Here is a 25,663-nt window from a genome sequence, read left to right as displayed (position 1 = left end):
GGAAAGGGGTATTCATTTGCGGAATCGAAATTTGCTTTACTTCTCCGGTTTTTTCGGAAACTTCTTTTTCGAACGGGGAATTTGGATTTTATATTTAACAAGCATGAATTATTCATTGTTTCTAGTGGGCATCCTGCAATCGGTCCTGAATTTGGCGATGTTTCTGGCGGAAGTGCCGAGCGGCGTCATCTCGGACAGAATCGGGAGAAAAAAATCGCTCTTGCTCGGCCATTTTATGGTCATTGTCTATTTGGTGATGTTCCTGAGCTTCCATAACTTCATCGCCCTCTTCATCGCCCATATTATATACGGTATCGGGCTGACGTTTATATCAGGAACGGATCACGCCTTTTTGTTTGATTCACTGAAAGAACAAGGGAAAGAAAAGTGGTACGGCAAATCCATCGGAAATTATAACGGACTTGTCATACTCGGTCTTGCGATCGCCATGGGCATCGGCGGCTACTTGCAGGAAATATCATGGTCGTATGTGTTTATCGCCGGGATTGTGACTCAGCTGATTGCGATGGCGGTCATTACACAGCTGACGGAAATCAAATTTGAAAACAGTGAACACGAAACGCAGACGGTCGGGGACATCTTAAAAGAAGTCAAAGATTTCTTCAGACTGAACAAAGCCTTTAAATATCTGGTGCTGTCACTGTCTGTTTTCTTTGCGATTACATCGGTTTTTTATATGTACGGACAAGATTTGTTAAGTCAGGAAGGGTTGTCCGTGCGCAATATATCCATTATTTTTGCGGGACTGTCCATCTTGCAGGCGCTGTGCTCCATCTTTTCTTCAAAGCCGGCGGAAAAATTCACGCCGAGGCGCGTGCTTCTGCTGACATTCTGCATCATCGGGGCGGCCTATCTGTTTATACCTTCGGGCAGCCTGTACGTGACGATTGCAGCTTTTGTCGTCATCAACGCGCTCTATGATGTGATAGAACCCGTATCCAGTCAGGTGGTGAATAATGAGATTCCGTCCAGAACGAGAGCCACGCTGCTGTCCATTATCAGTTTGATGACCTCGCTCTTCATGTTCATTGCCTTTCCGTTTATCGGATTCTTAACGGACTATTTTGATTCAGCTTTGCTGCTGACCGCAATCGGGGTATTATCCATCTTATTGTCGCTGTTTATGATGCTCAGCTTTTACAAACTGAAAGCGAGCGTCGCCATCCAGAATAAAGTCGAGCTTTGAACCAGAATGACAAAGGGATGATGTGAATTGCTGAATATTCATAATCTTACGGTAAATTTAGCGGGAGATACCATTTTCAAACAAGTTTCTTTCTTCATCAATGAAGGCGAAAAAGTGCTCGTGGCCGGGCCGAACGGGTCCGGCAAAAGCACGCTGTTCAGGGTGCTTTCAGGAGAGCTTGAGGCGGATGAAGGAACGATTGCGATCAACAAAGGGGCGAAGGTCGGTTTGCTGAAGCAGATCGCTGATCCCCATGAGGATCTGACGTTGTATCAATATCTGGAAAAATCGTTTGAAGCTCTCGCGGCGATCCAGAAGGAAATGAAGGCCATTGAGCTGAAGCTTTCGGAACCGATGAGTGATGACGAGCTGACTGCTTTATTGGAAAAGTACAGTCAATACACGGAAACATTTGAGCGGAACAGCGGCTACCAGATGCACGCGATGATTGACGAGGTATGCAATGGGCTCAGCCTTAGTGAATTAAAGGATCAGCCGTTTTCAAAGCTGAGCGGCGGCGAAAAAACAAAAGCCGGCCTTGCCGAAATTTTAATCCGCAACGACGACATTATACTGCTGGACGAGCCGACCAACCATTTGGATGTCCATGCGATTGAGTGGCTTGAAGGGTTTATAAAAAAATCGAACAAAACCATTCTGTTTACGACCCACGATAAAACGTTTGCCGACCAGACGGCGATGAAGGTGCTCGAGATTGATGATACTGAGGTGAAGATTTGGCCTTACGGTTTCAGCGAATACCTGAAAAAGCGGGAAGAATTCATCATCGCCCAGTTTGAGAAATATGAAGAACAGCAGAGAAAAATACAGAAGATGAAGGAATCCATCGCCCAGCTGAGAGATTGGGCCAACCGCTCGAATCCGCCGTCTGTCAGCCTGCACAGACGCGCGAATAATATGGAAAAGGCGCTGAAAAGGATCGAGCTGATCAATAAGCCGGTCCGGACGGAGCAAAAATTAAAAAACGCATTTCAGGAAGCGGGCGCCGGTTCAAAAGATATTGTGTTCATTGAAAACGGAAAGGTGGCCAACGGATCTTCCCTTTTATATCAAAATGTGAATCTGCGAATAAAGCATAAAGACAGAATCGGCGTCGTCGGCAGAAACGGCGTCGGCAAAACAACGCTGATCCGCTGTATCATCGGGGAAAGAGAACTGTCGGACGGCACCATTAAAGTGGGGGAAAATCTTAAGATAGGCTACATTGATCAAAAGAGCCAAGTCGGAGATTCGAGTCAGACGATTCTGCAATTCTTTAAAGAAAATCTGCTGACTGAAGAGGGCATGGCCCGGAATATGCTGGCCAAGTACGGATTTTACGGGTCGTCGGTCTTTAAAAAACTTTCCGTCCTGTCGGGCGGTGAGAGAATCAGGCTGAAGCTGTCCATCTTAATGGAAAAAAAGCTGAATGTCCTGATCCTGGATGAGCCGACCAACCACTTGGATATTGAATCTCAGGAAATTCTCGAAAACAGCCTGATGCAGTTTCAAGGCACCATCATCTGCGTTTCTCACGACAGAAACCTGCTGGAGAAGTTCAACAAGATTTTCTGGCTTGAGAATCAAAACGTCACCATCTTTTCAGGTCCATACAGTTACGCCAAACAAAAAAAACGGCAGATTGCCGAATAAAAGGGGAATGGATATGACCATTGACAGACTGACAATCAATGAGTTATCGTACGATCTTTTTGTAAGCGAGTATGCTGATAAGAAACCTTTTATTTTGACGGGGGCAATGGATCACTGGGAATGCAGGCCGTGGACGCTTGAATACATTGACGAACACTATGGAGACAGAATGGTCACCATCCGGAAATCAGATATCGAAGGGGTCAAAACGTTTAAACAAGTAAAGCTTTCCAACTATATCGAGTACATTGATCAGAATGATGACAAATGGTACTGTGACTGGAATTTTACGCAGCTGAACCAAAATGACTTAGACCTTGTCTATTCCGCACCCGAGTATTTTACAAAAGACACATTGAGAGCGGATGAAGAAACGGGACGGGACTGGAAATGGTTCTTTCTCGGTTCTAAGCAGACAGGCACGCCGCTGCATCAGGATTTTAACAGCACGCACGCGTGGAACGGCGTCATTTTCGGAGAGAAGGAATGGATCTTCTATCATCCGGGCGACTCTCCGTATTTGTACGAAGGAAATATCAATGTCTTTGATGAAAAAGACATAGAGCAAAAACCGCTGGCGCAAAAGGCGTCTCCGATCCGCTTCAGACAAAAGGCGGGAGAAATCATTTACGCGCCGCGCCATTGGTGGCATCAAGTCGAGAATACGGAACATACATTGGCAGTGAGTGAGAACTTTTGGTTTACCGGAGAGCGGCTTGCCAATCAGATATAAACGAAAGGCTGAGGAGCACCTCAGCCTTTTTTTGTATGGATTCATTTCATCCGGTCCAGACCGAATTTTTTCAGGCGGTATTGCAGGCTCTGCCTGCTGATTCCGAGCTCGTTTGCCGTTTTGGATATGTTATTGCCGTTTTTTCTCAGGGTTTTTTCGATCATGTATTTTTCGAAGTTTTCCATTTTGTCTTTTAAATCTGTGCCGGGCTGGGTGCTTGTGGCTGCTTTGCTTTCCGTGTCAGCGGGTTTGATTTTCATCCGGTATTGGTAAGGCAGGTGGGCCGCCGTAATCGTCGTTTCATCCGTCATAAAGTTCATGGCGCCTTCAATCATATGTTCAAGCTCGCGGATGTTGCCCGGCCAGTCATACTCCAGGAAAAATTGCTGCACATCGTCACTGATCGAATCGACATGCATTTGGAACAGGTGGTTGTTTTTCTGAATAAACACTTCGGCCAGAGGCAGAATGTCTTCCTTGCGCTCCCGGAGCGGGGGAATGATCAGCGTGACAACGCTTAAGCGGTAGTATAAATCTTTGCGCAGCCGCTCTTCTGAAATGGCGGTGATCGGGTCTTCATTCATCGTGGCGATGATGCGGACGTCAATCGGTTTGTCCTGAGCTGATCCGATGCGCCTGATTTTCTTTTCCTGAAGGGCGCGGAGCAGTTTTGCCTGCAGGCTGAGATTGAGAGAGTTGATCTCATCGAGGAGCAGGGTGCCTCCCTGCGCCTGCTCAAATAAGCCGGGCTGGTCGATGGCTCCGGTAAAGGCGCCTTTTTTCGTGCCGAATAAAATACTTTCGACCAGACTGTCCGGCAGGGCGGCGCAGTTTTGTGAGATGAACGGGGCGCCTGAGCGCTGGCTGCCGTTGTGAATGCTTTGGGCGAACAGCTCCTTGCCTGTTCCCGTCTCGCCGGCCAAAAGCACGGACGATGACGTACGGGTTGCACGTTTCGCGTTTTCGATGACTTCCCGAATGACCGGGCTGTTGCCGAGAATGCTGTCAAACGTGTAGCTGTTCTGTTCTTTCCTGTGCATGTTCTCCCTGATCAGCCGTTCGAGCTTGGTGACGTCCTTGGCGATTTCCACGGCGCCCTTGATCTCGCCGTTTTGCACAATCGGGAAGGTGTGGTTGATCGTCGTGATTTCCTGGCCTTTGTTATTGAAATAGCTCTGCTTTACATTTTTAATCGCTTTGCCTTCTTGAAGGGCCTGAACGAGCGTGCTGTCCTGCTGATTGGAAAACATAAATACATCAGTCAGGTTTTTATGCAGGACGTCCCGTTCATCCATATCTTCAATCTGCATCATTTTCTTATTGTAAATGACGGTGCTGCCCTTCTCGTCCACCACATGCAGCCCGACATCAATCTCTTCCAGAATGCTTTGTAACACGAGTGTGTAAAATTCGCTGGTTGTGTGCAGGTCAATTCCCCCTCTCAATCGTCTTAACATTCATTATTTTAAAATAAATCGAACAGGAAACGCAAAAAAATTTTGCGCTTGGACGATGTTTAAAAATAAATGGAAATTGAGGTAATAAAATCATTGACTTTTTTAGGGAAATGATTGATATTTAGATATATACTTAAATATCTAAATCGTACGTATGAGAGGGGGAAAGTTTTTGAATAAAGCTTTTAAAGCACTGGCCGATCCTACAAGGAGAAGAATTTTGGATTTATTAAAGAAACAAGACATGACAGCTGGTGAAATTGCGGAACACTTCGACATGTCAAAACCCAGTATTTCTCATCACCTTACCATATTGAAAAATACTGATTTGGTTCACGATGAGAGGAAGGGCCAATTTATTATGTATTCATTAAATACCACTGTATTACAGGATCTTATAGGCTGGTTCTTTTCTCTGACAGATTCAGAACATGATAATAAGAAAGGCGGGGAATCATGAAAAAATATCTCTTTTCGGCAGGAATCATTGTTTTAACTGTTTTCACATGGGTTTGCACTTATTCATCTTTACCGGACAATTTGGCGACACACTGGGGATTAAACGGAAGTGCAAATGATTACCAAACGAAAGCTAATGCGATGATGATGCTTATTGGCATCATGATTATTGTATATATTTTAATGGTTATCATCCCTAAGATTGATCCTAAAAATAACTACAAAACATTTATCCGGCCATATATGGCTATATTTAATACAATGTTTGCGGTTCTGTTTGTCATTAATCTGATGACCATCTTGACCGGCCTGGGATATGATCTCCCTATATCTTATTTAGGAAACTTTATAGTGGGAGTCATTTTCATGGTATTTGGAAACTTCATTCAGATCGTGAAGCCTAATTTCTTTTTAGGGATAAGAACACCTTGGACGCTGAGCAGTGAAAGAGTTTGGAAGGATACACACAGGGTTAGTTCGAAAATTTTTGTCTTAGCGGGCATACTCATGATGCTTGCAGCCTTTTTGCCGCCGGTATATAGAGTGTCAGTCATTTTCATTGCGGCAATCGGCTGTATCATATTATCTTTACTATATTCTTACATTGTATATCAGAGACAATTAAATAAATAATTGTTGAACAGGAGCAATCTAATCGGATTGCTCCTATTTTGTCAGCGGGAAACGCAAAAAAATTTTGCGCTTGGCTGAAGTTTGCACGCAAACTGCCGGAATATTTTGCGGGAAAAGAAAGAATGCTGGCGAAACATCCCGTTTTTTCGGATTGGCACGGAACTTGCTTTATAAAAAGGGAAAGCAAGATCTAATGTTGAATGATTACAAAACAAGGGGGAATCAGATTATGTCAGCTTTCACAAAATCTCAAGAAATTATCAGCCAAACTTCACATTACGGCGCGAACAATTATCATCCTCTGCCGATTGTTATTTCCGAAGCGCAGGGTGTTTGGGTAAAAGACCCTGAAGGCAATCAATATATGGATATGCTGAGTGCTTATTCTGCGGTGAACCAGGGGCACAGACATCCGAAGATCATTCAGGCGCTGAAGGATCAGGCGGATAAAATCACTCTGACGTCACGCGCGTTCCATAACGATCAGCTCGGCCCGTTTTATGAGAAAACAGCCAAGCTGACCGGAAAAGATATGATTCTGCCGATGAATACGGGAGCGGAAGCCGTTGAATCCGCTGTCAAAGCGGCGAGACGCTGGGCATATGAGGTCAAAGGAGTAGCCGATAACCAGGCGGAAATCATTGCGTGTATCGGCAACTTCCACGGCAGAACGATGCTCGCGGTATCCCTTTCTTCAGAAGATGAGTATAAACGCGGTTTCGGACCTATGCTTCCGGGTATAAAATTAATTCCATACGGAGACGCAGAAGCGCTGCGCCGGGCGATCACGCCGAACACAGCCGCTTTCTTATTCGAACCGATTCAGGGAGAAGCGGGCATCGTCATTCCGCCGGAAGGATTTTTACAAGAAGCGGCCGCTATTTGTAAGGAAGAAAATGTGCTTCTGATCGCTGATGAAATTCAGACGGGACTCGGCCGCACAGGGAAAACATTCGCGGTTGACTGGGAAAATATCGTACCGGATATGTTCATCTTAGGCAAAGCGCTCGGCGGGGGCGTCTTCCCGATTTCGTGCATCGCGGCGAACCGTGACATTCTCGGCGTGTTTAACCCGGGTTCCCACGGCTCGACATTCGGCGGAAACCCGCTCGCTTGCGCGGTATCGCTCGCATCTCTTGAAGTCCTTGAGGAAGAAGGGCTGGCAGAGCGTTCCCTTCAGCTTGGCCGGTATTTTAAAGAAGAGCTAGAGAAAATTGATAACCCGATCATAAAAGACGTGCGCGGACGCGGCCTGTTTATCGGTGTTGAACTGACAGAAGCGGCCCGTCCGTACTGTGAAAAGCTGAAAGGCGAAGGGCTTTTATGCAAAGAAACACATGATACCGTGATCCGTTTTGCACCGCCGTTAATGATTTCCAAGGAAGACTTGGACTGGGCGATCCAAAAGATCACAAACGTGCTTCAAAACGCGTAAAACCTTGATGCGGCAATGCTTTCCCTCGGCTTGTATGGAATTTACAAATAAAAAATTCAGCACACTCTATTTGCGCGGCGACAGTATTTTAGTATAATGTATCTTTATGTACGAAAATGAATTTCATATAACATTCATATACAAATAGAGGCTCTTTGGACAGCAAATCGGTTTCAAAGCACCGGCTTGGTTCCAATACAAGTTGCTGAAGGGGTGCAGAATAGTGAATACAAATCAAAAAGAGAATCAGCTTCAGCGCACAATGAAATCGCGCCATTTGTTTATGATTTCATTAGGCGGAGTGATCGGCACCGGGTTTTTCCTGAGTACCGGATTTACAATTAACCAGGCGGGACCGCTGGGCGCGGTTCTGTCTTATCTGGTCGGCGGTTTTATTATGTTTTTGACAATGCTCTGCTTAGGCGAGCTTGCGGTTGCCCTTCCCGTATCAGGGTCGTTTCAGACGTACGCAACCAAATTCATCAGCCCCGCTTTCGGTTTCGCATTCGGCTGGCTGTACTGGCTCGGCTGGGCGGTGACATGCGCCATTGAGTTTTTATCTGCGGGACAATTGATGCTCCGCTGGTTTCCGCATGTTCCCGTATGGGTGTGGTGCCTCGTGTTTGTCGGACTGATGTTTCTTTTGAACGCGATTACCACAAAAGCGTTCGCTGAGTCGGAATTTTGGTTTTCCGGCATTAAAATTTTAGTCATTCTGCTGTTTATTATTTTGGGCGGCGCGGCCATGTTCGGCCTGATCGACATGAAACACGGCGAGCAGGCTCCTTTCTTCTCTCATTTTTATGAGGATGGATTGTTTCCGAACGGCATTAAGGCTATGCTTATTACGATGATTACCGTAAACTTCGCGTTCCAGGGAACGGAGCTGATCGGGGTTGCCGCGGGAGAAAGTGAAAATCCCGAGAAAACAATTCCGCGCTCTATCCGGCAGACGGTATGGAGAACCCTTGTCTTTTTCGTTCTTTCCATCATCGTCATTGCCGGGATGATTCCGTGGAAGCAGGCGGGAGTGGTCGAAAGCCCGTTTGTCGTGGTGTTTGAACAAATCGGTATTCCATATGCGGCCGATATTATGAACTTTGTTATCTTAATTGCGCTGCTCTCAGTGGCCAACTCAGGCCTGTTTGCATCGACGCGTATCCTATATGCCATGGCGAACGAAGGACAAGCCTTTAAATCGCTCGGCAAAACAACTAAACGCGGCGTGCCGATGAACGCTTTGATCGTGACGCTGGCCGTCGCCTGCCTGTCCCTGCTGTCTAAAGTGGCAGCGCCGGAAACCGTTTATATGTTTCTCTTATCATTAGCCGGACTAAGCGCGCAGGTCGGCTGGATTACGATTTCCCTGTCGCAGCTGATGTTCAGACGGAAATATATCCACGAAGGCGGCAAAGTGGAAGACCTGAAGTTTAAAACACCGCTGTACCCGGTGCTGCCTATTATCGGGCTGACGTTAAACACGGTTGTTCTGATCAGCCTCGCATTTGATTCAGAACAGCGGCTCGCCCTTTATTGCGGCATCCCGTTCATGGCGGTGTGCGTTATCGTCTATCATCTGTATGTAAAAAAGCATAAGCAGTCAGAAAAACAGATAGAGCTTTAAATCTTTTCGTGTCCAAGTCATCTTTGAGAAACCCGCACAGGACAACATACAACATGTTGAGGTGGAAAAACGGATGAACAAGAATATCTCAGTTATTGGAATGCCGATGGATTTAGGACAAGCACGACGCGGAGTGGACATGGGCCCGAGCGCCATCCGCTACGCGCATCTCATTGAACGGTTATCTGACATGGGGTATGCGGTGGAAGACTTAGGCGACATCCCCGTCAATCGTGAAAAACTCAAAAATGATGAAGATCTGAAAAATTTGAACTCTGTGCTCTCGGGGAACGAGCAGCTCGCCCAAAAGGTGGACAGCGTCATTGAGAATGAGCGGTTCCCTCTCGTCTTGGGCGGCGATCACAGCATCGCGATCGGAACGCTGACAGGAACGGCAAAGCACTATAAACAGCTCGGCGTCATCTGGTACGACGCGCATGGCGACTTAAACACCCTGGAAACATCGCCGTCAGGCAATATTCACGGAATGCCGCTGGCCGTCAGCCTCGGCGTCGGGCACGACACGCTGGTGAATCTGGGCGGGTATGCCCCGAAAATCAAGCCGGAGAACGTCGTCATCATCGGCGCGAGATCGCTTGATGAAGGCGAGCGTGAATACATTAAGGAAACAGGCATGAAAGTCTATACGATGCATGAGATTGACCGCCTCGGCATGACAAAGGTCATTGAAGAAACCATTGACTACCTGTCAGACTGTGACGGCGTTCACCTCAGTCTTGATCTAGACGGCCTTGATCCGAGCGACGCACCCGGCGTAGGCACGCCTGTCGTCGGCGGCATCAGCTACCGTGAAAGCCACTTGGCAATGGAAATGCTGTATGATGCCGACATCATCACTTCAGCTGAATTTGTCGAAGTCAACCCGATCCTCGATCACAAAAACAAAACCGGCAAAACAGCGGTCGAGCTGGTAGAATCTTTGTTAGGAAAAAAACTATTATAAAATATGCGCCTCCGCACTTGCGGGGGTTTTTTTGTTGCCACGAGGAAACTAGCGGGCTTTCACCCTCTTTTCGGACCTGTAAATATGATATATTTATTACACAAAATGGGAAAGGGAGGTGTCCTGACAGATGGCTGAAGTGATGGCCCACGAAACAGTTGCGAAAAAAATCAGTGACTGGTATGAGGAAATCAAAAAGCACAACACTGAATCGGCTGAGGCGTTAAGAGAACAACTGCTTACGGATCTGCAAAATATGACACAAAATCAAACGGTGCTCCTTTATTTTAATTTAATTGATTCCCGCTATAAGCTTTTAATGGAAGAGTATGAGAAAACAGACGGCATTTTAAAAACGATCCAGCTGAACGCCGATAAAGAAAAAACAGACCAGATGATTCAATACTATTATTATTTCTTTTCCGGAATGCACGAGTTTTACCGTAAACGGTTTATGAACGCCATTAATTTTTACCGGATTGCTGAAAGCAGGCTCCGGCACATACCGAATGAGATTGAAAGAGCCGAGTTTAATTATCAAGTGGCGATTGCCTACTATGAAATCCGCCAAAACTACTTTGCGATGAACCACGCGGAAAAAGCGTTGGAGATCTACAAAGCCAATGAAATGTACGCGGTCAGAGAAGCACAGTGTTTAATGGTGATCGGCTGTAACAGAATGGACTTGTTTCACTATCAGAAAGCCGAAGAGCTCCTGCAGACGGCGGTTCATCAAGCCGCCAAAGCGGGCGATCCGCATATTGAGGCGCTCGCCCACTTTAACGCAGGCATTTGCTATGAAAGACAGGAAAAACTGGAGGAGGCGCGGGTCGAGTTTGAAACGGCTCTTGATCAAAAGGAGCATTTGCGATCAGCGTATTCGGTCCGGAGTCTGTACATGCTGGCCAGAGTGTTATTGAAGCAGGAAAAGACGGATGAGGGCCGGTTTTGGCTGCATAAAGCGCTGAATGCCGCTGAAGAAAAAAACGAACCCGTATACACCCAAAAGCTGCGCATCTTACAGCATGTCTTTATTGACCGCAATGAAGAAGCGCTTGAATCAGCTTTCGCCGAGTTAAGAAGGAAAGAGCTGTGGAGTGACGTTTCCGATTTGTCATATCAGGCCGCGGCGCATTTTAAAAAACAGGAGAAATACAAACCGGCGGCGAAGTATTTTCAGGAATCAATTGATGCCAATGACCAAATTTTGAGATTAACGGAGGGGATTCGTAATGAAAACATGTAAATTCATTGTACTCTCAGCAGCCTTGGCAAGTCTCATTTCGATTGGATTATTTGCACAAACTGGTTCAACGGCACAAGCCGACCAAATCATAAAACCGGCGGAAAACGGAGCCTTCGGATAATACTTCATGATACCGCTTTCGTGTAAGGAGTGATTCAATGGCTATCACGCTGCAGCCGATGACAGGACAAGAATTTCAGTCCTATCTCGCTCATTCAACCAAGCATTACGCTGAAGAAAAGGTAAAAGCGGGAACGTGGCTGCCTGACGAAGCGCCGGAATTAGCGGAACTGGCATTTGAAGACCTGCTTCCAGACGGCTTGGAGACGGCCGATCACTATTTATGGACGCTGACATTGGACGGAAAGGAAAATGCCGGCTGGCTGTGGCTGCACGCCGATCCGGACAACCCGCAGCAGGACGCATTTATTTATGATTTCGGCCTTCATCCGCCTTTCCGCGGCAAAGGCTATGCAAAAGAGGCGCTCGCAAGGCTGGAGGACAAAGCCAAAGACCTGGGTGTCCGCAAGATTTCTCTCCATGTGTTCGCTCATAACGAAACGGCGCGGAAGCTGTATGAGAAGACAGGATTTCTGGAGACGGATGTCATCATGAGCAAAAAGCTGTCATGAAAAGAGGCCCGCACGCTGGGCCTCTTTTGTTATTCATCTAACAATGTCATCATGTGTTCCGGATAACGCTCGCCGGCCGCCGTTCCGATCGGAAACATCTCATCCAACCGCGCCTTCACATCCTCCGGAAGCACAATGTCGAGAGCGGCGAGGTTCTCTTCCAAGTAGTGTTTCTTTTTTGTACCCGGAATCGGAATGAGGTCATCGCCGTTTGCGAGAACCCATGCGAGTGCAAGCTGAGGCGCGGTGATATTCATTTCCCGGGCAATGGCGGTAAGTTTTTGGACGAGCCCTATATTCACCGCCAAATTGTCTTCCTGGAATCTCGGCGTTCTTCTTCTGTAATCATCGGCATCCAGCTGATCTGTCGACGTCATCTTTCCGGAAAGAAAACCTCTGCCGAGCGGACTGTAAGGCACAAATGAGATGCCGAGCTCACGGCAGGCGGGCAGCACATGCTCCTCTGCTTCCCTGCTCCATAAAGAATATTCCGATTGAAGCGCGGCAATCGGGTGAATGCGGACGGCGCGCCTGATCGTTTCTGCGGAAGCCTCTGACAATCCGATATACCTCACTTTTCCTTCGTCAATCAGCTCCTTCATGGCGCCGACAGTTTCTTCAATCGGCACCCGCGGATCAACCCGGTGCAGATAATAAAGGTCGATATAATCCGTCCCAAGGCGTTTCAGACTGGCATCACACGCTTTTTTCACATAATCGGGCCGTCCGTTGATTTCGATAAACTCACCCTTTTCGCTTCGGACATAACCGAATTTCGTCGCGAGGCACAGCTCCTTTCTGAATGGGGCGAGCGCTCTGCCGACAAGTTCTTCATTCGCACCCAATCCATATTGATCAGCCGTATCAAACAAATTCACGCCGAGATGAACGGCATGATGCAGTGTGGAAATCGACTCTTCCTCACGCTGGCTGCCATAGTATTCCGACATGCCCATGCACCCTAACCCCATTGCGGAAACCCGCATCGAACCGATCGTTCTGTCCTTCATATGTCCTCCCCCTTTCTTGTATGATAACCAGATTTCCTGATATTTGAAAATGATTTATGTATATGATTTACATATTGTTATAAAATTTTTAAAAATCTGTAAATTGTATATTTTTTTATCACAATTTCGTCATATAATGAAAACGTGGAAAAATTAACCTTTGAGAAAAGAGGCGAAGTCAATGTGTAAAAAGCTGTTCAAAGCCGTCCTCCCGTTTGCCCTGTCATTCACCATGGTTCTGTCGTTCTCCGGTTTGAATGTAAAAGCGAAAGAAACAGAAATACCACGCTACGCAAAAGAAATCGCAGACCTTCAGCAGGGCACGACTCCTGAAGACGTTCTCCAATCCGCCAAAGAGCTTGCCAAACAGAAGCATGTTTCAACAGAAGCAATTCTCAAGCAGTTTCATCAAGAAATCACGGCAGACAAGGTGCAAGGAAATGTAATCGCTTCCAAAGACGGACTCTCTGCGATGGGCGGATCGTCAGGAACCAAAAAACTCCCGAAAAGCACAAAAGGCAATATTTATTACACGAACTCATACACGGCTTATTACAATCACGGGCATGTCGGCATGTATTCATCCGCTGATAAAATTGTCGAATCCGTGCCGGGAGACGGCGTCCGCCAGATTGCGTATAACGGCAGAGAAGTCGAAGACAATTCAATCGTCCAGACCGTGAAAGTTACTGATGCCCAAAAACAAGCCGCCGCTGACTGGGCTGTATCAAGAGTGGGTGATGAGTACTCCTTCAACTTCGTCAATAACAGAAATACGGGCCATGAAGGCGCCAAAAACTGCTCAAAACTGCTGTGGTCGGCATTCCTTTTAAAAGCGGGGATTGATATCGACTCTAACGGCGGCTTAGGCGTATACCCGCGCGACATCACAAGCTCGTCCTACACAACCACGATCCTGACCATTCACTAAGGAGAACAACGTGAAAAAAATCATCTCGATACCCTTAGTGATCATCGCCGCCGCAGCGGTCTTATGCTTCTTCTATTTCCCCACGGAAGATCCTGCGGAGGTTGCGAGAGACACATTAAATGACCCTGATTTTCTGAAAGATAAAGAGGCGCTGCTGTATTTCTCCACTGCGGCTGACCAAGACACGTTCGGCGGCGGAAAAAGCTACGCCCTCTTCGCCGATGAAAAAGGACGGCTCTCTTCTTATCAAATGAAGGGGCTTGAGCTCGGATCGGCCAAAGTGCATGACGAAAGCGTCCTGCTGGAGGACAAAAAAGGAATCTACACCGTTCAGGACGGCCTTCACACGTATAAAAGAGCGTATCAGCATACGGGAGACAGCGCGGGATATATCGAACGGACGAAAGGCTTTTACACGCTGTATAATTCGGGCTACGACAAGAGCGGCGGCAGCTATCGCTCAGAGCTGTACCGCCAGATGTACGGCAGGTGGAAGCAAGACGTTATCCCGCACTATATCCGTGCCTCAGGCTTTTTTAAAGATCATCTTTTCGCGCTCACGCCGACAGATGACGAAAAAGGCTATCACGTCCAAGACATTCAGGCCGATAAAGAAAAGCTCCATACAACATCAATCGCGACGTGGACGTATAAAGAAGGCACGTCTGTCGAATCCCAGCTCGCCGCGGACGACAGCGCCGTCTGCTTTGTTACCAGAGGAGAAAAAGCCGATTACATCTATCAAATGGTGAAAGTCATGAAAAACAGCGGCGCCATCAAAACGTATGACATCGCCGCTTATAAAAATGACGAACAGACGATCTATGACTCCATGCCGTTCAGCTTCAAAAAAAGCTTTTTCATGGAGCATCGCAGCTTCTATTTCGTTGACGGCTTCGGAACCGTCTACCGCATCAACCCTGAGACCGGAAAAAGCAAAAAGGCCTTCACCCTCCCCGCATCACGAATGAAAGCCGACTTCAAGGAGCTGACCCATCAAAACGGAAAGCTGTATCTGTTTACGTACAGCTACAAAAAGCCCGCAAAAATCGAATCCTTCGACCTGAAAACGGGAAAAAAACTGAACGACCTGACCATCCCAAATTTAAAAAACATCGTCACGCCGAAAAGCCATCTCAAGCTGTATGATGTGCAGGTGATGGATGGGTTTTGAGAAGGAAAAGCAGTCATCATAATGAAAATACAAACTTTGGATGATATAAACAAAAAACCCTTTTATTGGTTTGACCGTATCCGTTTGCGGATATAGAGTAGTAGACTGAATAAAAGGAGGATATATAGTGAAAAAACATTTCAAATGGTTTGTGGGAGTAGTTATTTTTGTTTTTATGTTCAGTTTTTCAGGTGTGACAGAAGCTATTAGTACAAAGACAATAAAAGATGAAATCACATGCCCTGTCTGTGATAAAACGATTAAGGCTGAAGGAAGTAAAAAAGACAGACAAAAAGCTTTGGATATCGTCAAAGACAGAGATGATTTGGATATGGATCAAACAGAAGTCTTTGTGACTGTTTTAAATAATAAAGACCATAAGATTGCATTGGTTCATTATGAAGATCAGCAAAATCATTCATTTGCGCAGAGGTATATTAATTTAAACACTGAGCAAATCGTTTTATCAGTAGAGGGTAAAGGAAAATGGGACAAAGAAAAAAAAGAAGGAAACTTCAAATTAAGAGTTGGAGATAAAGAAATTATTAATGAAGATTTTAATCAAGATGGATTAAAAGGCAAGGGGAATAATGCTTTATTGAACTCTGTCAAAAAAGCATCTCCGGCAAAATCAAAATTGGAGTCCTGTAACGATTTAGTCACAAAAATGCTGGGGCTTGGATCTAGTATTGCTTGCGCAGGTGCTTGTATGGCTGTCGGAGGTGCTGTCGGCGCAGTAGTGTGCTCGCCCTTATGTTTAGCAATTGAAAATGGAGTTGGCGAAGCAGGTGCTAAAGAAATTTGTGAACAATTCTTTGGTTGAAATATGCAGATTTGAAAAGAGCTTGCCGCTTTTGGTAAGCTTTTTATAATGAAACGTTACTGCGGGAAAGAAGGTGTTCATTTGAAATCATTCAGTATCTTCTTATTGTTGTCCGTCATTTGTATAACCATTGTTTTTGTCATAATGAATATGTTGATTGGATACCCTGATGTGAGTAACGGGGCATTGATTATGATTGTATATATCGTTGTGACCCTCATGATAAGGCTATATAGCAAGAAAAAAGCCGACCGAACATAGAGATAGAGGAATTTGACCCGTAAAAGCAGAAGACAGTCGGTGAAGGAGGGAGCCGATGAAGAAAAAGCTTGCCGCGGTGACCGTAACCATTCTCCTGGTTTCCGTGATAACCAACTCTTTTCTAAACGGCGGAAAGCCGGACTGGATTGATGTATGCTGTACGCTGCTGGCGTGTCTATTAGGAATTCTGTTCGTCCTTCGCTTAGAAAAAAGAGAAAACACGTAAAGAGCCGGATGCTGAAAACACCGGCTCTTTTTGCGCGTGATTTGCCGAATTGTGGATAAAACTCAGCCCGAAGCACTACTAACATGTGTATAAATAGGTTATATTGAGAAGAGAACAATTGCCGCGCGCAAAAGAAAACCGGAGGATGTAACAATGAAAACCGCTTATTATTCTTGTGAAGAACATATCGAAACCGTGCTGGACATGTACATAGATGATCATGAGCTTCCGCCCGAAATCAGAAAAATCGAACATACTAACAGTTTATCCACAGCCTGTGAATTATGTGGGGACACTGCAACATATCTAGTAGGGAACGAATGATCCTACACAAAATACAGAAAAGATATCCACAATTGTGGACAATATATATGAATAACTTGTTTCTAAAGTGGGGATGACCTGTGAATATCAATATTGTGACCATCGGAAAACTAAAAGAAAAATACCTCAAACAAGGCATTGAAGAATACAAAAAACGACTCTCAGCCTACGCAAAAATCGACATTATCGAACTCCCGGACGAAAAAGCTCCGGAAAACCTGAGCGACCAAGACATGAAAATCGTCAAAGACAAAGAAGGCGAACGCATCCTGGCCAAAATCAGCCCGGACACCCACGTCATCGCCCTCGCCATCGAAGGAAAAATGAAAACATCCGAAGAACTGGCCGATACAATAGATAAGCTGGCGACATATGGAAAAAGCAAAATCACCTTCGTCATCGGCGGCTCACTCGGCCTAAGCGACGCCGTCATGAAGCGCGCAGACGACAAACTGTCTTTTTCGAAAATGACATTTCCTCATCAGCTCATGCGGCTGATTTTAGTGGAGCAGATTTATCGGGCATTTCGGATTAATCGTGGGGAGCCTTATCATAAGTGAAGGGATTTTATATGCGTAAAATATAGGAATTTAATTAAAAAATAATATAAAATTACGCCATACAGGAAGGAGCAATTTTTGTGCTAGAATGGGATCAACTTTTAAATACTGAAAGACAGAGGGAATCCTTAGGGAAAAGTTTGCCACATAGAAATGAATTTGATAAAGATTATGAAAGAATAATTTATTCTTCCTCATTAAGGCGACTTCAAGATAAGGCTCAAGTGTTTCCACTACAGAATAACGACTTTATTCGAACAAGACTTACCCATTCTTTAGAAGTCGCCTCATTAGGACGTTCTCTAGCTTGGAATATAGGAAGTTGGTTGATTGAAGAAAAAGTATTTCCTAATTTCGAAAGGGCAAAAGAATTAGCATCTCTGGTAGAAGTATCATGCTTAGTACATGATCTTGGTAACCCTCCTTTTGGTCACTATGGAGAAGATATTATTAGAAAGTGGTTCGAAAAATGGTTTAATAGTACTTCCTTTGAAAAAGCACAACAAAAATTTGGTGAAATGGATGAACAACAAAAAAATGATTTTTTATACTTTGAAGGTAATGCACAGGCAATTAGGATATTATCAAAGTTACAATTTTTAAATGATCCATTCGGTGCAAATTTTACGTATGGAACTCTAGCCACATTAATGAAATATCCATGGGCATCAAATCATGATAATGTAACCAAACAAGGAAAAAAGAAATTTGGTTATTTTTATGCTGAAAAGGATTTATTTGAGAAATTATCTTCTAAGGTTGGTATTGGTATTTGTAGGCATCCTGCTACATATATATTGGAGGCAGCTGATGATATTGCTTATTTAACTGCAGATATAGAGGATGCAGTTAAAAAAGGAGTATTTACTTGGGAAGAAGAATACATGAAACTTAAAGAAAAGTTTAATAAAAAATATGAATCGGTATTTAAAAAATTAGAAGAATACAGAAGACAGGCAATAGAGAATAAGGTACCTAATAAAAGTCTTATTGATGTTCAAAATTTTAAAGTATCTATTCAGGGTATCATGATTTTTGCAGTTGTAGAAAGTTTTAAAACAAATTATCATCAGATTATGAGTGGAGAATTTGACGGAGACTTATTATCTACTTCATCTGCAAATGAAATAGCTGATGATTTAAGAAATTTAGCATTTAAATATGTGTTTTCTAATAAGGAAGTTTTGACTCTAGAGCTAGTTGGAGATAGAGTTATTTCTGACTTATTATCACTATTCATTGAAGCTGTGACTAATGTTAATGGGCTAGAAAAGTCAAAAAGTAAGCATGAAAAATTAGTACATCTAATTTCAGAAAATTTTAGGCATATTCAGCGTTTTTCTGAAGCTGGAAAACCTGAAGTAGACTTTTCAGAGCTTACACTATACAATAGATTATTATTAGTTACAGACTTTATTTCTGGTATGACTGACGGATATGCAGTTAACTTGCATCAAGAGTTATTAGGAGTGAAGTTACCATAACGGTAAGGAGGGTTTATAATGAGTAAAATTGAAGGAAATGTTAAAGTAGAGTTAATTAATTTGCTTGGAAAATACTCAGAAACCCTTGAATTTGTTGAAAAATTAGCGGAAACAGGAGAATTACTCTTTTTTGGTGGTGCTGTTCGGGATATATATTTAAAAAATGACCAATATCCCAGAGACTTTGATATTGCAATAAAGTTTAATGATAAACTAAAGTTTCATAATTTTATTAAAAATTATGAATATAGGATGAATCGATTTGGTGGGTATAAATTTAAAATCTCGGATGTTGATTTTGATATTTGGGATTTAAATAATACATGGGCATTTAAAAACACTAATTTAACACCAAGTGAAGAGAATCTAGCAAGGTCTGTTTACTTAAACATAGACGGCGTAGTATATAATTTTAACTCAAATTGCTTATATGCAGATTTATTAAGGGAATCTTTGATGAAATCTGAGTTGGATATTAGTCTAGAAGAGAACCCACATGTAGAGCTTAACTTGCTTAGGGCTTTAGTATTCAAAAGAAAATACAATCTAAATTTTTCAAGCAAATTAAGAAGAGTCTTCAAATATTATATAGAATCTACAAAGGAAAATAATTTAGTAAATCATTTATTAGAGTTACAATTATCACATTATAGAATAGAAAAAATTTCGAAAGAAGAACTTCATAATGAGTTACTATATATAGGGTGACAAGGGAAAAAAGTTAGGTGAATTTATTTACCTAACTTTTTTCCTTGATTCAAAGGGGGGGGTTATAACCAAATTTCTATTCTGACTAAAGCTTCAAATATTAATAAATAAACCTCATTTATTCCTATTAAAGTAAGCCTTATCTTAAGTGAGTGAGTTAAAGTGAAAATAAACTATTGAAAAGAAAGACTAGGTTAGACGTTCTTTTAAGTTAATCCTGTATAAAACGGTGAATAAACCATAATAATCGTTGGAAATTTACTGTTTTATATAATTAAAAGTAGTTTATATTACTTAGAGCATTTTTTAATGTATAGGGACAAAAATGACCTGTAACATCATGGTATTCACTATTCAGCCCAAAAGTTAAAGCTAATAAAATTCTGTCGATTGGCATAATATCTGAATGTATGCATAACCTTTTAGCTGCTTCTGAAAAGTAGTAAGATGTTATAAAATATACATATATAGGAGTAAAACTCTTTATTGAAATGTTAGGATAAGGATCGTTTTTTAGAGCAAAACCTTTTGTTTTTAGAAGATAAATAGATCCAGCTAATTCTCTAATTTCATTAGACTTCACTTTATCAGTATCATAGTGTTTTGCTTGACCTATTAAATAAATTTTATTTATATTTGATTTTGAACTAAATAATCTAGAGTGTACTTTTCTCTCTACAATGCCCACAAAGTCAATCCCCTGATCATGCGAATGTTTGGTGATATTTGGAATTCCGGTTGTGCCTAAAAATTTTATATATAAGGCACATAATTTTTCGAAATCATGAGGAATAAGTGCTTTAATCTCTATAAGCGCTTTAGATATATTATTAAGTAAATCAGTATTGAAATTTATATCCAACGTCTCACTATTTATATCAAATATATTAGTTGAAAAAATTTCCTCAATATCTGTCTCATATAAGCTGAGTTCTTCTGCAAAGTCTTTAGCCATTGTTAAGGGATCGTTTGTTTCGTAATTATTATCAATAAAGGTTATAAGGTTATTATAATGTTGATATTGAAGGAATAATATTTCTAAAAGAGACTTAAAAGTGTCTTCCTTGCGTATAATATTGATATCCATACAATTGATCCTTTATTATAAAAACTTTTTAAAAGCTTCTACAGATTTAATTATGCCTTCTAGATCCTCTTTTGTACTCTCATCCATATCGATAAGAGCAGTAATAGAAATTCGACTAATATTGTTTTTTATATTTTTTATATTTCTTTTAAACCCTTCCTTAGTTAAGTAACTACTGCTGTCTAATGCCTCTCCTAAATTTTTGGTATCTTCCATTATTTCTAAAGCTTCTTTATCAAAAATTATTTTGTTTAAATCACGAATATGATCCCGCTTAGTCAATATTCTTTTTCCGTTTTCATCAGCGGAAATCCAACTGAAAAATCTATTTAGATTAACTTTATTTGTAAATGTACCTAATTCCTCATTCCAACCAAGCCAGTTTCGGAGGTTAGGACGGCTCATTAATTCATGGAATAGACCAGCCATATCAGTATTAAAGCTATCTCCGTATTCATCATCATTTCTATAAATGTCCATTGCCTTAAATGAATTCAACTTTCTTCTAACTTCTTGTCTTGATATCCCTAATCTATTGGAAATTTCATGTTGGGACATACCAAAATTTAATTGTAAATTCATGATTAATTCTGCTTGTTCGAAATCATCCCATGGCTTAACACCACTTACATGTCTTAATCCCATTAATAAAAGATAAGATTCTTCATCAAAAGTATCATACAAGATAACTTCAAGGTTGTTAAATTGTTCAGGATCTAAATTTTCTATATCATAGCCGTTTTCATAATCAAATTTTAAAGATTTTAATGTGGCAATACGTCTATTACCCTCAATAACAACATAATGATCAGGCTTCCCGTCAATTTGTTTCACTAGAATGTTATCAATTTTTAAATAACCATTAGATTTGAAACTAACTAATAAATCTTTTATTCCTTCTCGATTATCGCCGCAAATCATATCAAGTACACGCTTTTGTACTAAGGGGTTGTCAACTTTTGATTCTTGAATTGGGGTATATCTATTATGGCTATGCAGACGATAATTGTTTGGGTCAAGATACAATTGGTCAATTGAGACTTTTATATTTTTCATAAAGAGCTCTCCTTAGTTAATATATATTACATTTATTATATCCTAATTCAATTGTTTTTATGTGTGATGTGTTAAATTAGGATGAAGAGGAATTCTTTAACCTATGGGGAAATACGTGAGTACTGTTATTCTGTATAATATGACGATTAAAGTATTACAGTAGTACAGGAGCAAAGCTGGTGAGGTTTTTGATAAGGTCTAAAAATTTTATTCTTTTCAAGTTACAATTAGTCATTTTTCGCTAACAACAATTACCTATTCAACTTATTAAATAACTCTCCTTCTCCATTTAGCCATCGAGTTGTGATTAAGTCAATATCATCCTTCTCCAGCTTTTCCAGTTTAACATCAAAAAAACTAGTAGCCTGTGCAACAAACTGTAGACTGCTCATTATATGAGAGATTTTTGAGAAAGCCGGCAGTCCAGCTTTAAGACCAACGACACTATTTTATTATACTGGACTGTATCCAGAAACAAATAAGAAAAAATCTTCAATTCTAACTCTTCCATATGCAATGGAAAGCTAGGGAGAAATGATTTCTTTGATAATATTATTATTCAAAACATAAGCTTTGGCGTTTGTGTAGCAGGAGGGCTTGAAATTGACGCCTCGAAAGTCATGGTGTTACTTTTTCTATTGAAAAGAAGTTTTTTCTAATGATATGATTACCTTATTATTTTCAGTTTACTGAATTAGCTCTCTGATCACGATTCGAAAGTAAGTTGGTCAAAAACCCCTAAAATAACATATTTTCCATTAAGTGTATTACTGTAGAGGAGACTATCATCATCCCTAAACCATAAATATAACTCACTTCATATACTGATACTCCCACAATCTCTCCAAAACAGCCATTTTCTTCAGCAGTTTTTCATCGACATTCGTTTCTTTCACTCTACTAATCGTTCATTGTTAACCGATACTCACACTAGCCTTAGAGTCAAAGTGTTTATCGGCAACTAGCTACATGCCGTAGGAGTTGTATAAGAGCGTGTAGCCGACGATGACGATCATTTTTCCATTCGCCTTGATCGGATCTTACTTCGCTTTCTTTTAATGGAATAGGATTCTCCTCTAGCCAAACCTTACGCCTCATGTTTCTGAAGGCTAACGGTTTCCCCAACCCCAAATAGAATCCGTCATTCAAGAATCCCCCTTCGAACAACACTTCTTTCGCTTTTTCCCTACGACAGTATAAATCCCTTTCCGTCACGGAAACCTAGTGGAAAAGGTTTCTGAAAGGAGGGGGCGTATGATGAAAAGTGAAAAAATCCAAAACAAAACATCTTTGGTTTGGAAGATGGCGATTGCATCTGCGGTTTCTTGGGAAGCGGCAAAACTGGCGGGCTCTGATCACCCCTATTTAGCGCCTCTGTCTGTTATTTTATGTTTGCAGCCAACGATAGATCAGTCGATTCGCTTTTCTTTTCATCGTATTGCGGGAACTGCGATTGGGATCATGCTAACGTCCTTTCTTGTCAGTCACTTGCCAATGAATGGCTGGATGCTGGGGCTGTTCCTATTAGGCGGTACTTACATTGCGAAGTGGTTACGAATAGATGTAACGGTTTTACATCAGGTAGCGCTCACCATTTTATTGGTCTTTACGTTTGAACGAAACTCTAAAGATTATGCATTCGACCGAATCATCGATACGGTGATCGGCGTCATCATCGCGATTCTGATTCACATGTTCCTGTTTCCGCCGGACTACACAAAAAAGGCAGCGGACTCTTTTCAAACATTGGCCCGTCAGCTTTCCGACGCACTTTCAGACCTTTCCAAATGGGTGCAATCAGAGTGGGGACAAGGAAAAGGGAACCTTATGGAATATAAAATGAACCATCTTCTGCAGGAGCTGCATACGGCAAAAGAGATGCTGCAAACAGCCTCTGACAGCTTAAAATTCAACCCCGTCAGAAAAAAACATAAAAACATCATTTCAAGCTATCAAATAGAGATGCAAAAGTTGAACGCCGGATTTGAGTATCTATCAAATATAGTGAAAACGTTAAAAGAATGGGAAAAAGAAGGAGCTTTATCTTCAAGTGACAAAAGGGAGCTGGGGAATAATTTACAAGTGTTAAGTGAATATTTTGCGGGTTTTAAAGGAATACAGCAGGGCGAAACAGACAATCGGAAACAGAAGGAACAGAACGTGTTATTGGAATCTCTCCGCTCCGACATGCTGTCGCAACCGCCGCCCGGTCATAAGGTCTATAAAGACTCTTTTTTTTTAGAAACGAAGAAATTGCTGAAGCGTTTGTAATGTTTTCTGGAATTATAGAATACGGATATACAGATGCAGATATGATCAGGTAAAACGGGGGACATGAAATGGATGATATACACCGGATTTTGGATGTCATCGCTAATTCTAAGAAAGCTAAGGTACTGGCTACCATTATTAAAACAGAGGGGTCCGCTTATAAGAAAGAAGGCGCCTCCATGCTGATTTTAGAGGACAAAACAAGAGTCGGCATGTTATCCGCCGGTTGTCTGGAAGAAGATCTCGTTGAAAGGGCAGAGCAGGTCTGGTCTGCGGGAGAACCGTTGATTGTCCGCTTTGATATGAGTGCGGAAGACGATTTATCCTGGGGACAGGGCGTTGGCTGTAATGGTGTTTTGACGGTGTTGCTTGAGCCTGTAAAAGGGGAATTGGAACGGCATCTGATGACAGTCAAGACATGCTTAGATGGAAAAAAATCTGTGACCCGAGTGAAACGATTCACTGAAACGTTAGAGCCGAAGGAAGATCTGTATATCGCTGAAGACGGCAGCGTGTTTGGAACCGGGGATGTGATGGAGCAAGGCTGTATTCAAAAACTGAGACAGACAGAGAAGGGAATCAAAAGAGATGAACATACATCTGATTTGTTTTTTATCCATCAGATGGTGCCAAAACCTTGTTTATATGTCTTCGGAGCAGGAGAAGATGCGAGGCCGTTAGTTTCGTTGGCGGCTCGTGCGGGCTTTCATGTGACGGTGATTGACTGGCGTCCCGCCTTATGTCATCACGGGCATTTTCCTGAAGCCGGCCATTTGATAACGGGAGCGCCGGAAGAAGTCATGGAAGGCCTGAGCATGACAAAAAGGGATTTTGTTGTCATTATGACGCACAGCTTTCAAAAAGATCAGATCATTTTACATACATTAAAAAACGAGAATGTGTTTTATAAAGGCGTATTAGGTCCCAGAAGGCGTACGGAGCGGCTGTTAGGCGGGGCAGAGATTCCGGCAGATATTCATTCCCCTATCGGCCTTCCCATCGGGGCACAAGGCCCTGAAGAGATTGCTGTAAGTATCGTCGGCGAGCTGATTAAAGAAATGCGAAAACAAAGGTCCCGCTTATGAAAACAGCAGCCATTTACCTGGCAGCCGGTACAAGCAGACGCATGGGGACGGATAAGCGAAGTTTATTTCTCAATGGCGTTTCCCTTGGAAGTATGGCTCTTAAACATGCCTTGTTATCTGAATTAGATCATATTTTCGTTATTACGGGAAAGGGAGATTCACTGCATTGGCTTTCGGAATTTTTCTTTTTATCCCCTATGTCAAATAAGTGGAGCCAGGCAGAATGTGAGCAGGCGGGTAAGGGCCAAAGCCATTCTATAATATGCGGTTTACAAAAAGCGGCAGCGTACGAGGCTGACGCCGTTATCATTCTCCTTGCAGATCAGCCGTTTGTCACCGCAGATATCATCAATACGTTAATTGATTCCTATCAAAAAGAGCGCCGTTATTCATTTATCGCCGCTGAAAATCAGCATCTTCCTATGCCTCCCATTTTATTCTCCAATCAATGTTTTCCAGTCTTGTATCAATTAAAGGGAGATCAGGGCGCCCGGCATGTCATCCGTGAAAGTATGATCAAGGCGGGAAAAATGATCAGCTTTCAAGACCCTTTGCTTTTTTATGACGTCGATACAGTTGAAGATTATAGGCTGCTGCTGAATAAATTCGGGGAGTGAATG

The 25,663-nt window shown here is 42.6% G+C and carries 26 protein-coding genes and 1 pseudogene; 22 read left to right on the top strand and 5 right to left on the bottom strand.

The features are described 5' to 3' along the window. Positions 1 to 16: 16 nt before the first annotated feature. Genes OWN49_RS09625 through OWN49_RS09615 form a run of 3 tightly spaced genes read left to right on the top strand, consistent with a single transcriptional unit; the run spans position 17 to position 3,593 of the window. Positions 17 to 1,207 (top strand): MFS transporter, encoded by a 1,191-nt coding sequence (locus tag OWN49_RS09625; protein ID WP_014306161.1) that lies wholly within the window; start codon positions 17 to 19, stop codon positions 1,205 to 1,207. Between the two features lie 27 nt (positions 1,208 to 1,234). Then, positions 1,235 to 2,860 (top strand): ABC-F family ATP-binding cassette domain-containing protein, encoded by a 1,626-nt coding sequence (locus tag OWN49_RS09620; protein ID WP_176283630.1) that lies wholly within the window; start codon positions 1,235 to 1,237, stop codon positions 2,858 to 2,860. A 13-nt stretch (positions 2,861 to 2,873) separates the two neighbouring features. Next, positions 2,874 to 3,593, top strand: a complete 720-nt coding sequence (locus OWN49_RS09615) for a cupin-like domain-containing protein (RefSeq protein WP_176283629.1) — start codon at positions 2,874 to 2,876, stop codon at positions 3,591 to 3,593. Positions 3,594 to 3,634: 41 nt separating this feature from the next. On the opposite strand, the gene OWN49_RS09610 is transcribed toward OWN49_RS09615, so the two are convergent. Then, entirely contained in the window at positions 3,635 to 5,050 is a 1,416-nt protein-coding gene (locus OWN49_RS09610; protein ID WP_370649021.1) for a sigma-54 interaction domain-containing protein, read from the bottom strand. Between the two features lie 172 nt (positions 5,051 to 5,222). Between OWN49_RS09610 and OWN49_RS09605 the strand changes: the two genes are divergently transcribed. The 8 genes from OWN49_RS09605 to OWN49_RS09570 all read left to right on the top strand — a co-directional run bounded on the left by OWN49_RS09605 (position 5,223) and on the right by OWN49_RS09570 (position 12,043). Next, positions 5,223 to 5,510, top strand: coding sequence for an autorepressor SdpR family transcription factor (locus OWN49_RS09605; protein ID WP_015240946.1), 288 nt, complete (start codon positions 5,223 to 5,225; stop codon positions 5,508 to 5,510). Further along, the gene (locus OWN49_RS09600; RefSeq protein WP_156735336.1) at positions 5,507 to 6,142 is read left to right on the top strand and encodes an SdpI family protein; all 636 of its coding nucleotides are present in this window, start codon (positions 5,507 to 5,509) and stop codon (positions 6,140 to 6,142) included. The genes OWN49_RS09605 and OWN49_RS09600 overlap by 4 nt, the downstream gene beginning before the upstream one ends. Before the next feature lie 229 nt (positions 6,143 to 6,371). Next, positions 6,372 to 7,577 carry an ornithine--oxo-acid transaminase gene (locus OWN49_RS09595; protein ID WP_004393130.1) on the top strand — a complete coding sequence of 402 codons (1,206 nt, stop codon included), beginning with the start codon at positions 6,372 to 6,374 and terminating at the stop codon, positions 7,575 to 7,577. 223 nt (positions 7,578 to 7,800) lie between these two features. Then, positions 7,801 to 9,201, top strand: a complete 1,401-nt coding sequence (locus OWN49_RS09590; protein WP_176283628.1) for an amino acid permease — start codon at positions 7,801 to 7,803, stop codon at positions 9,199 to 9,201. 73 nt (positions 9,202 to 9,274) lie between these two features. Continuing rightward, positions 9,275 to 10,165, top strand: coding sequence for an arginase (gene rocF, locus OWN49_RS09585; RefSeq protein WP_004393135.1), 891 nt, complete (start codon positions 9,275 to 9,277; stop codon positions 10,163 to 10,165). Positions 10,166 to 10,295: 130 nt separating this feature from the next. After that, a complete protein-coding gene (locus OWN49_RS09580) occupies positions 10,296 to 11,411 on the top strand; it encodes a response regulator aspartate phosphatase (protein ID WP_024086023.1) in 1,116 nt (371 codons plus the stop codon). Next, a complete protein-coding gene (locus tag OWN49_RS09575; protein WP_004393139.1) occupies positions 11,398 to 11,532 on the top strand; it encodes a hypothetical protein in 135 nt (44 codons plus the stop codon). The genes OWN49_RS09580 and OWN49_RS09575 overlap by 14 nt, the downstream gene beginning before the upstream one ends. 37 nt (positions 11,533 to 11,569) lie before the next feature. Beyond that, positions 11,570 to 12,043: a GNAT family N-acetyltransferase gene (locus OWN49_RS09570; RefSeq protein WP_017418509.1), complete on the top strand. Its 474-nt coding sequence runs from the start codon at positions 11,570 to 11,572 to the stop codon at positions 12,041 to 12,043. A 29-nt stretch (positions 12,044 to 12,072) separates the two neighbouring features. Here the strand turns inward: OWN49_RS09570 and OWN49_RS09565 are convergent, their stop codons facing one another. Beyond that, positions 12,073 to 13,053: an aldo/keto reductase gene (locus OWN49_RS09565; RefSeq protein WP_069449117.1), complete on the bottom strand. Its 981-nt coding sequence runs from the start codon at positions 13,051 to 13,053 to the stop codon at positions 12,073 to 12,075. 181 nt (positions 13,054 to 13,234) lie between these two features. Between OWN49_RS09565 and OWN49_RS09560 the strand changes: the two genes are divergently transcribed. The 8 genes from OWN49_RS09560 to OWN49_RS09525 all read left to right on the top strand — a co-directional run bounded on the left by OWN49_RS09560 (position 13,235) and on the right by OWN49_RS09525 (position 19,544). Then, positions 13,235 to 13,984: a YiiX/YebB-like N1pC/P60 family cysteine hydrolase gene (locus OWN49_RS09560; RefSeq protein WP_014306154.1), complete on the top strand. Its 750-nt coding sequence runs from the start codon at positions 13,235 to 13,237 to the stop codon at positions 13,982 to 13,984. Positions 13,985 to 13,994: 10 nt separating this feature from the next. Further along, positions 13,995 to 15,158 carry a hypothetical protein gene (locus OWN49_RS09555; protein ID WP_176283627.1) on the top strand — a complete coding sequence of 388 codons (1,164 nt, stop codon included), beginning with the start codon at positions 13,995 to 13,997 and terminating at the stop codon, positions 15,156 to 15,158. A 127-nt stretch (positions 15,159 to 15,285) separates the two neighbouring features. Then, entirely contained in the window at positions 15,286 to 15,981 is a 696-nt protein-coding gene (locus tag OWN49_RS09550; protein ID WP_176283626.1) for an ABC transporter substrate-binding protein, read from the top strand. Positions 15,982 to 16,297: 316 nt separating this feature from the next. Continuing rightward, entirely contained in the window at positions 16,298 to 16,468 is a 171-nt protein-coding gene (locus tag OWN49_RS09545) for a hypothetical protein (protein WP_004393146.1), read from the top strand. A gap of 153 nt (positions 16,469 to 16,621) precedes the next feature. After that, complete coding sequence (locus OWN49_RS09540) at positions 16,622 to 16,792, top strand: CxxH/CxxC protein (RefSeq protein ID WP_004393147.1); 171 nt, start codon at positions 16,622 to 16,624, stop codon at positions 16,790 to 16,792. An 80-nt stretch (positions 16,793 to 16,872) separates the two neighbouring features. Then, the gene (rlmH, locus tag OWN49_RS09535) at positions 16,873 to 17,352 is read left to right on the top strand and encodes a 23S rRNA (pseudouridine(1915)-N(3))-methyltransferase RlmH (protein ID WP_013354196.1); all 480 of its coding nucleotides are present in this window, start codon (positions 16,873 to 16,875) and stop codon (positions 17,350 to 17,352) included. A gap of 80 nt (positions 17,353 to 17,432) precedes the next feature. Continuing rightward, a complete protein-coding gene (locus OWN49_RS09530) occupies positions 17,433 to 18,836 on the top strand; it encodes a deoxyguanosinetriphosphate triphosphohydrolase (RefSeq protein WP_176283625.1) in 1,404 nt (467 codons plus the stop codon). Positions 18,837 to 18,854: 18 nt separating this feature from the next. Beyond that, complete coding sequence (locus OWN49_RS09525; protein ID WP_007407872.1) at positions 18,855 to 19,544, top strand: hypothetical protein; 690 nt, start codon at positions 18,855 to 18,857, stop codon at positions 19,542 to 19,544. Positions 19,545 to 19,818: 274 nt separating this feature from the next. Here OWN49_RS09525 and OWN49_RS09520 read toward each other — a convergent pair whose 3' ends face one another. From OWN49_RS09520 to OWN49_RS09510, 3 genes and pseudogenes are all read right to left on the bottom strand, one after another. Then, positions 19,819 to 20,631 carry a restriction endonuclease gene (locus tag OWN49_RS09520; RefSeq protein WP_007407871.1) on the bottom strand — a complete coding sequence of 271 codons (813 nt, stop codon included), beginning with the start codon at positions 20,629 to 20,631 and terminating at the stop codon, positions 19,819 to 19,821. A gap of 15 nt (positions 20,632 to 20,646) precedes the next feature. Further along, positions 20,647 to 21,687, bottom strand: a complete 1,041-nt coding sequence (locus OWN49_RS09515; RefSeq protein WP_007407870.1) for a hypothetical protein — start codon at positions 21,685 to 21,687, stop codon at positions 20,647 to 20,649. 812 nt (positions 21,688 to 22,499) lie between these two features. Then, a pseudogene (locus tag OWN49_RS09510) lies at positions 22,500 to 22,727 on the bottom strand (class 3 fructose-bisphosphatase); the annotation flags it as partial. A 214-nt stretch (positions 22,728 to 22,941) separates the two neighbouring features. On the opposite strand from OWN49_RS09510, the gene OWN49_RS09505 reads away from it, so the two are divergent. From OWN49_RS09505 to OWN49_RS09495, 3 genes are all read left to right on the top strand, one after another. After that, on the top strand, positions 22,942 to 23,958 hold the full coding sequence (locus OWN49_RS09505) for an FUSC family protein (RefSeq protein ID WP_176283624.1): 1,017 nt from the start codon (positions 22,942 to 22,944) through the stop codon (positions 23,956 to 23,958). Between the two features lie 68 nt (positions 23,959 to 24,026). Further along, positions 24,027 to 25,043, top strand: coding sequence for an XdhC family protein (locus OWN49_RS09500; RefSeq protein WP_176283623.1), 1,017 nt, complete (start codon positions 24,027 to 24,029; stop codon positions 25,041 to 25,043). Next, the gene (locus OWN49_RS09495) at positions 25,040 to 25,660 is read left to right on the top strand and encodes an NTP transferase domain-containing protein (RefSeq protein ID WP_176283622.1); all 621 of its coding nucleotides are present in this window, start codon (positions 25,040 to 25,042) and stop codon (positions 25,658 to 25,660) included. The genes OWN49_RS09500 and OWN49_RS09495 overlap by 4 nt, the downstream gene beginning before the upstream one ends. Positions 25,661 to 25,663: the final 3 nt, after the last annotated feature.

The sequence above is a fragment of the Bacillus sp. NEAU-242-2 genome, from assembly GCF_027853835.1.
In the GTDB taxonomy this organism is placed as follows: Bacteria; Bacillota; Bacilli; order Bacillales; family Bacillaceae; genus Bacillus; species Bacillus velezensis.
The sequence above is the reverse complement of the archived record's forward strand: the minus strand, read 5'-3'. Positions and strand labels throughout refer to the sequence as shown.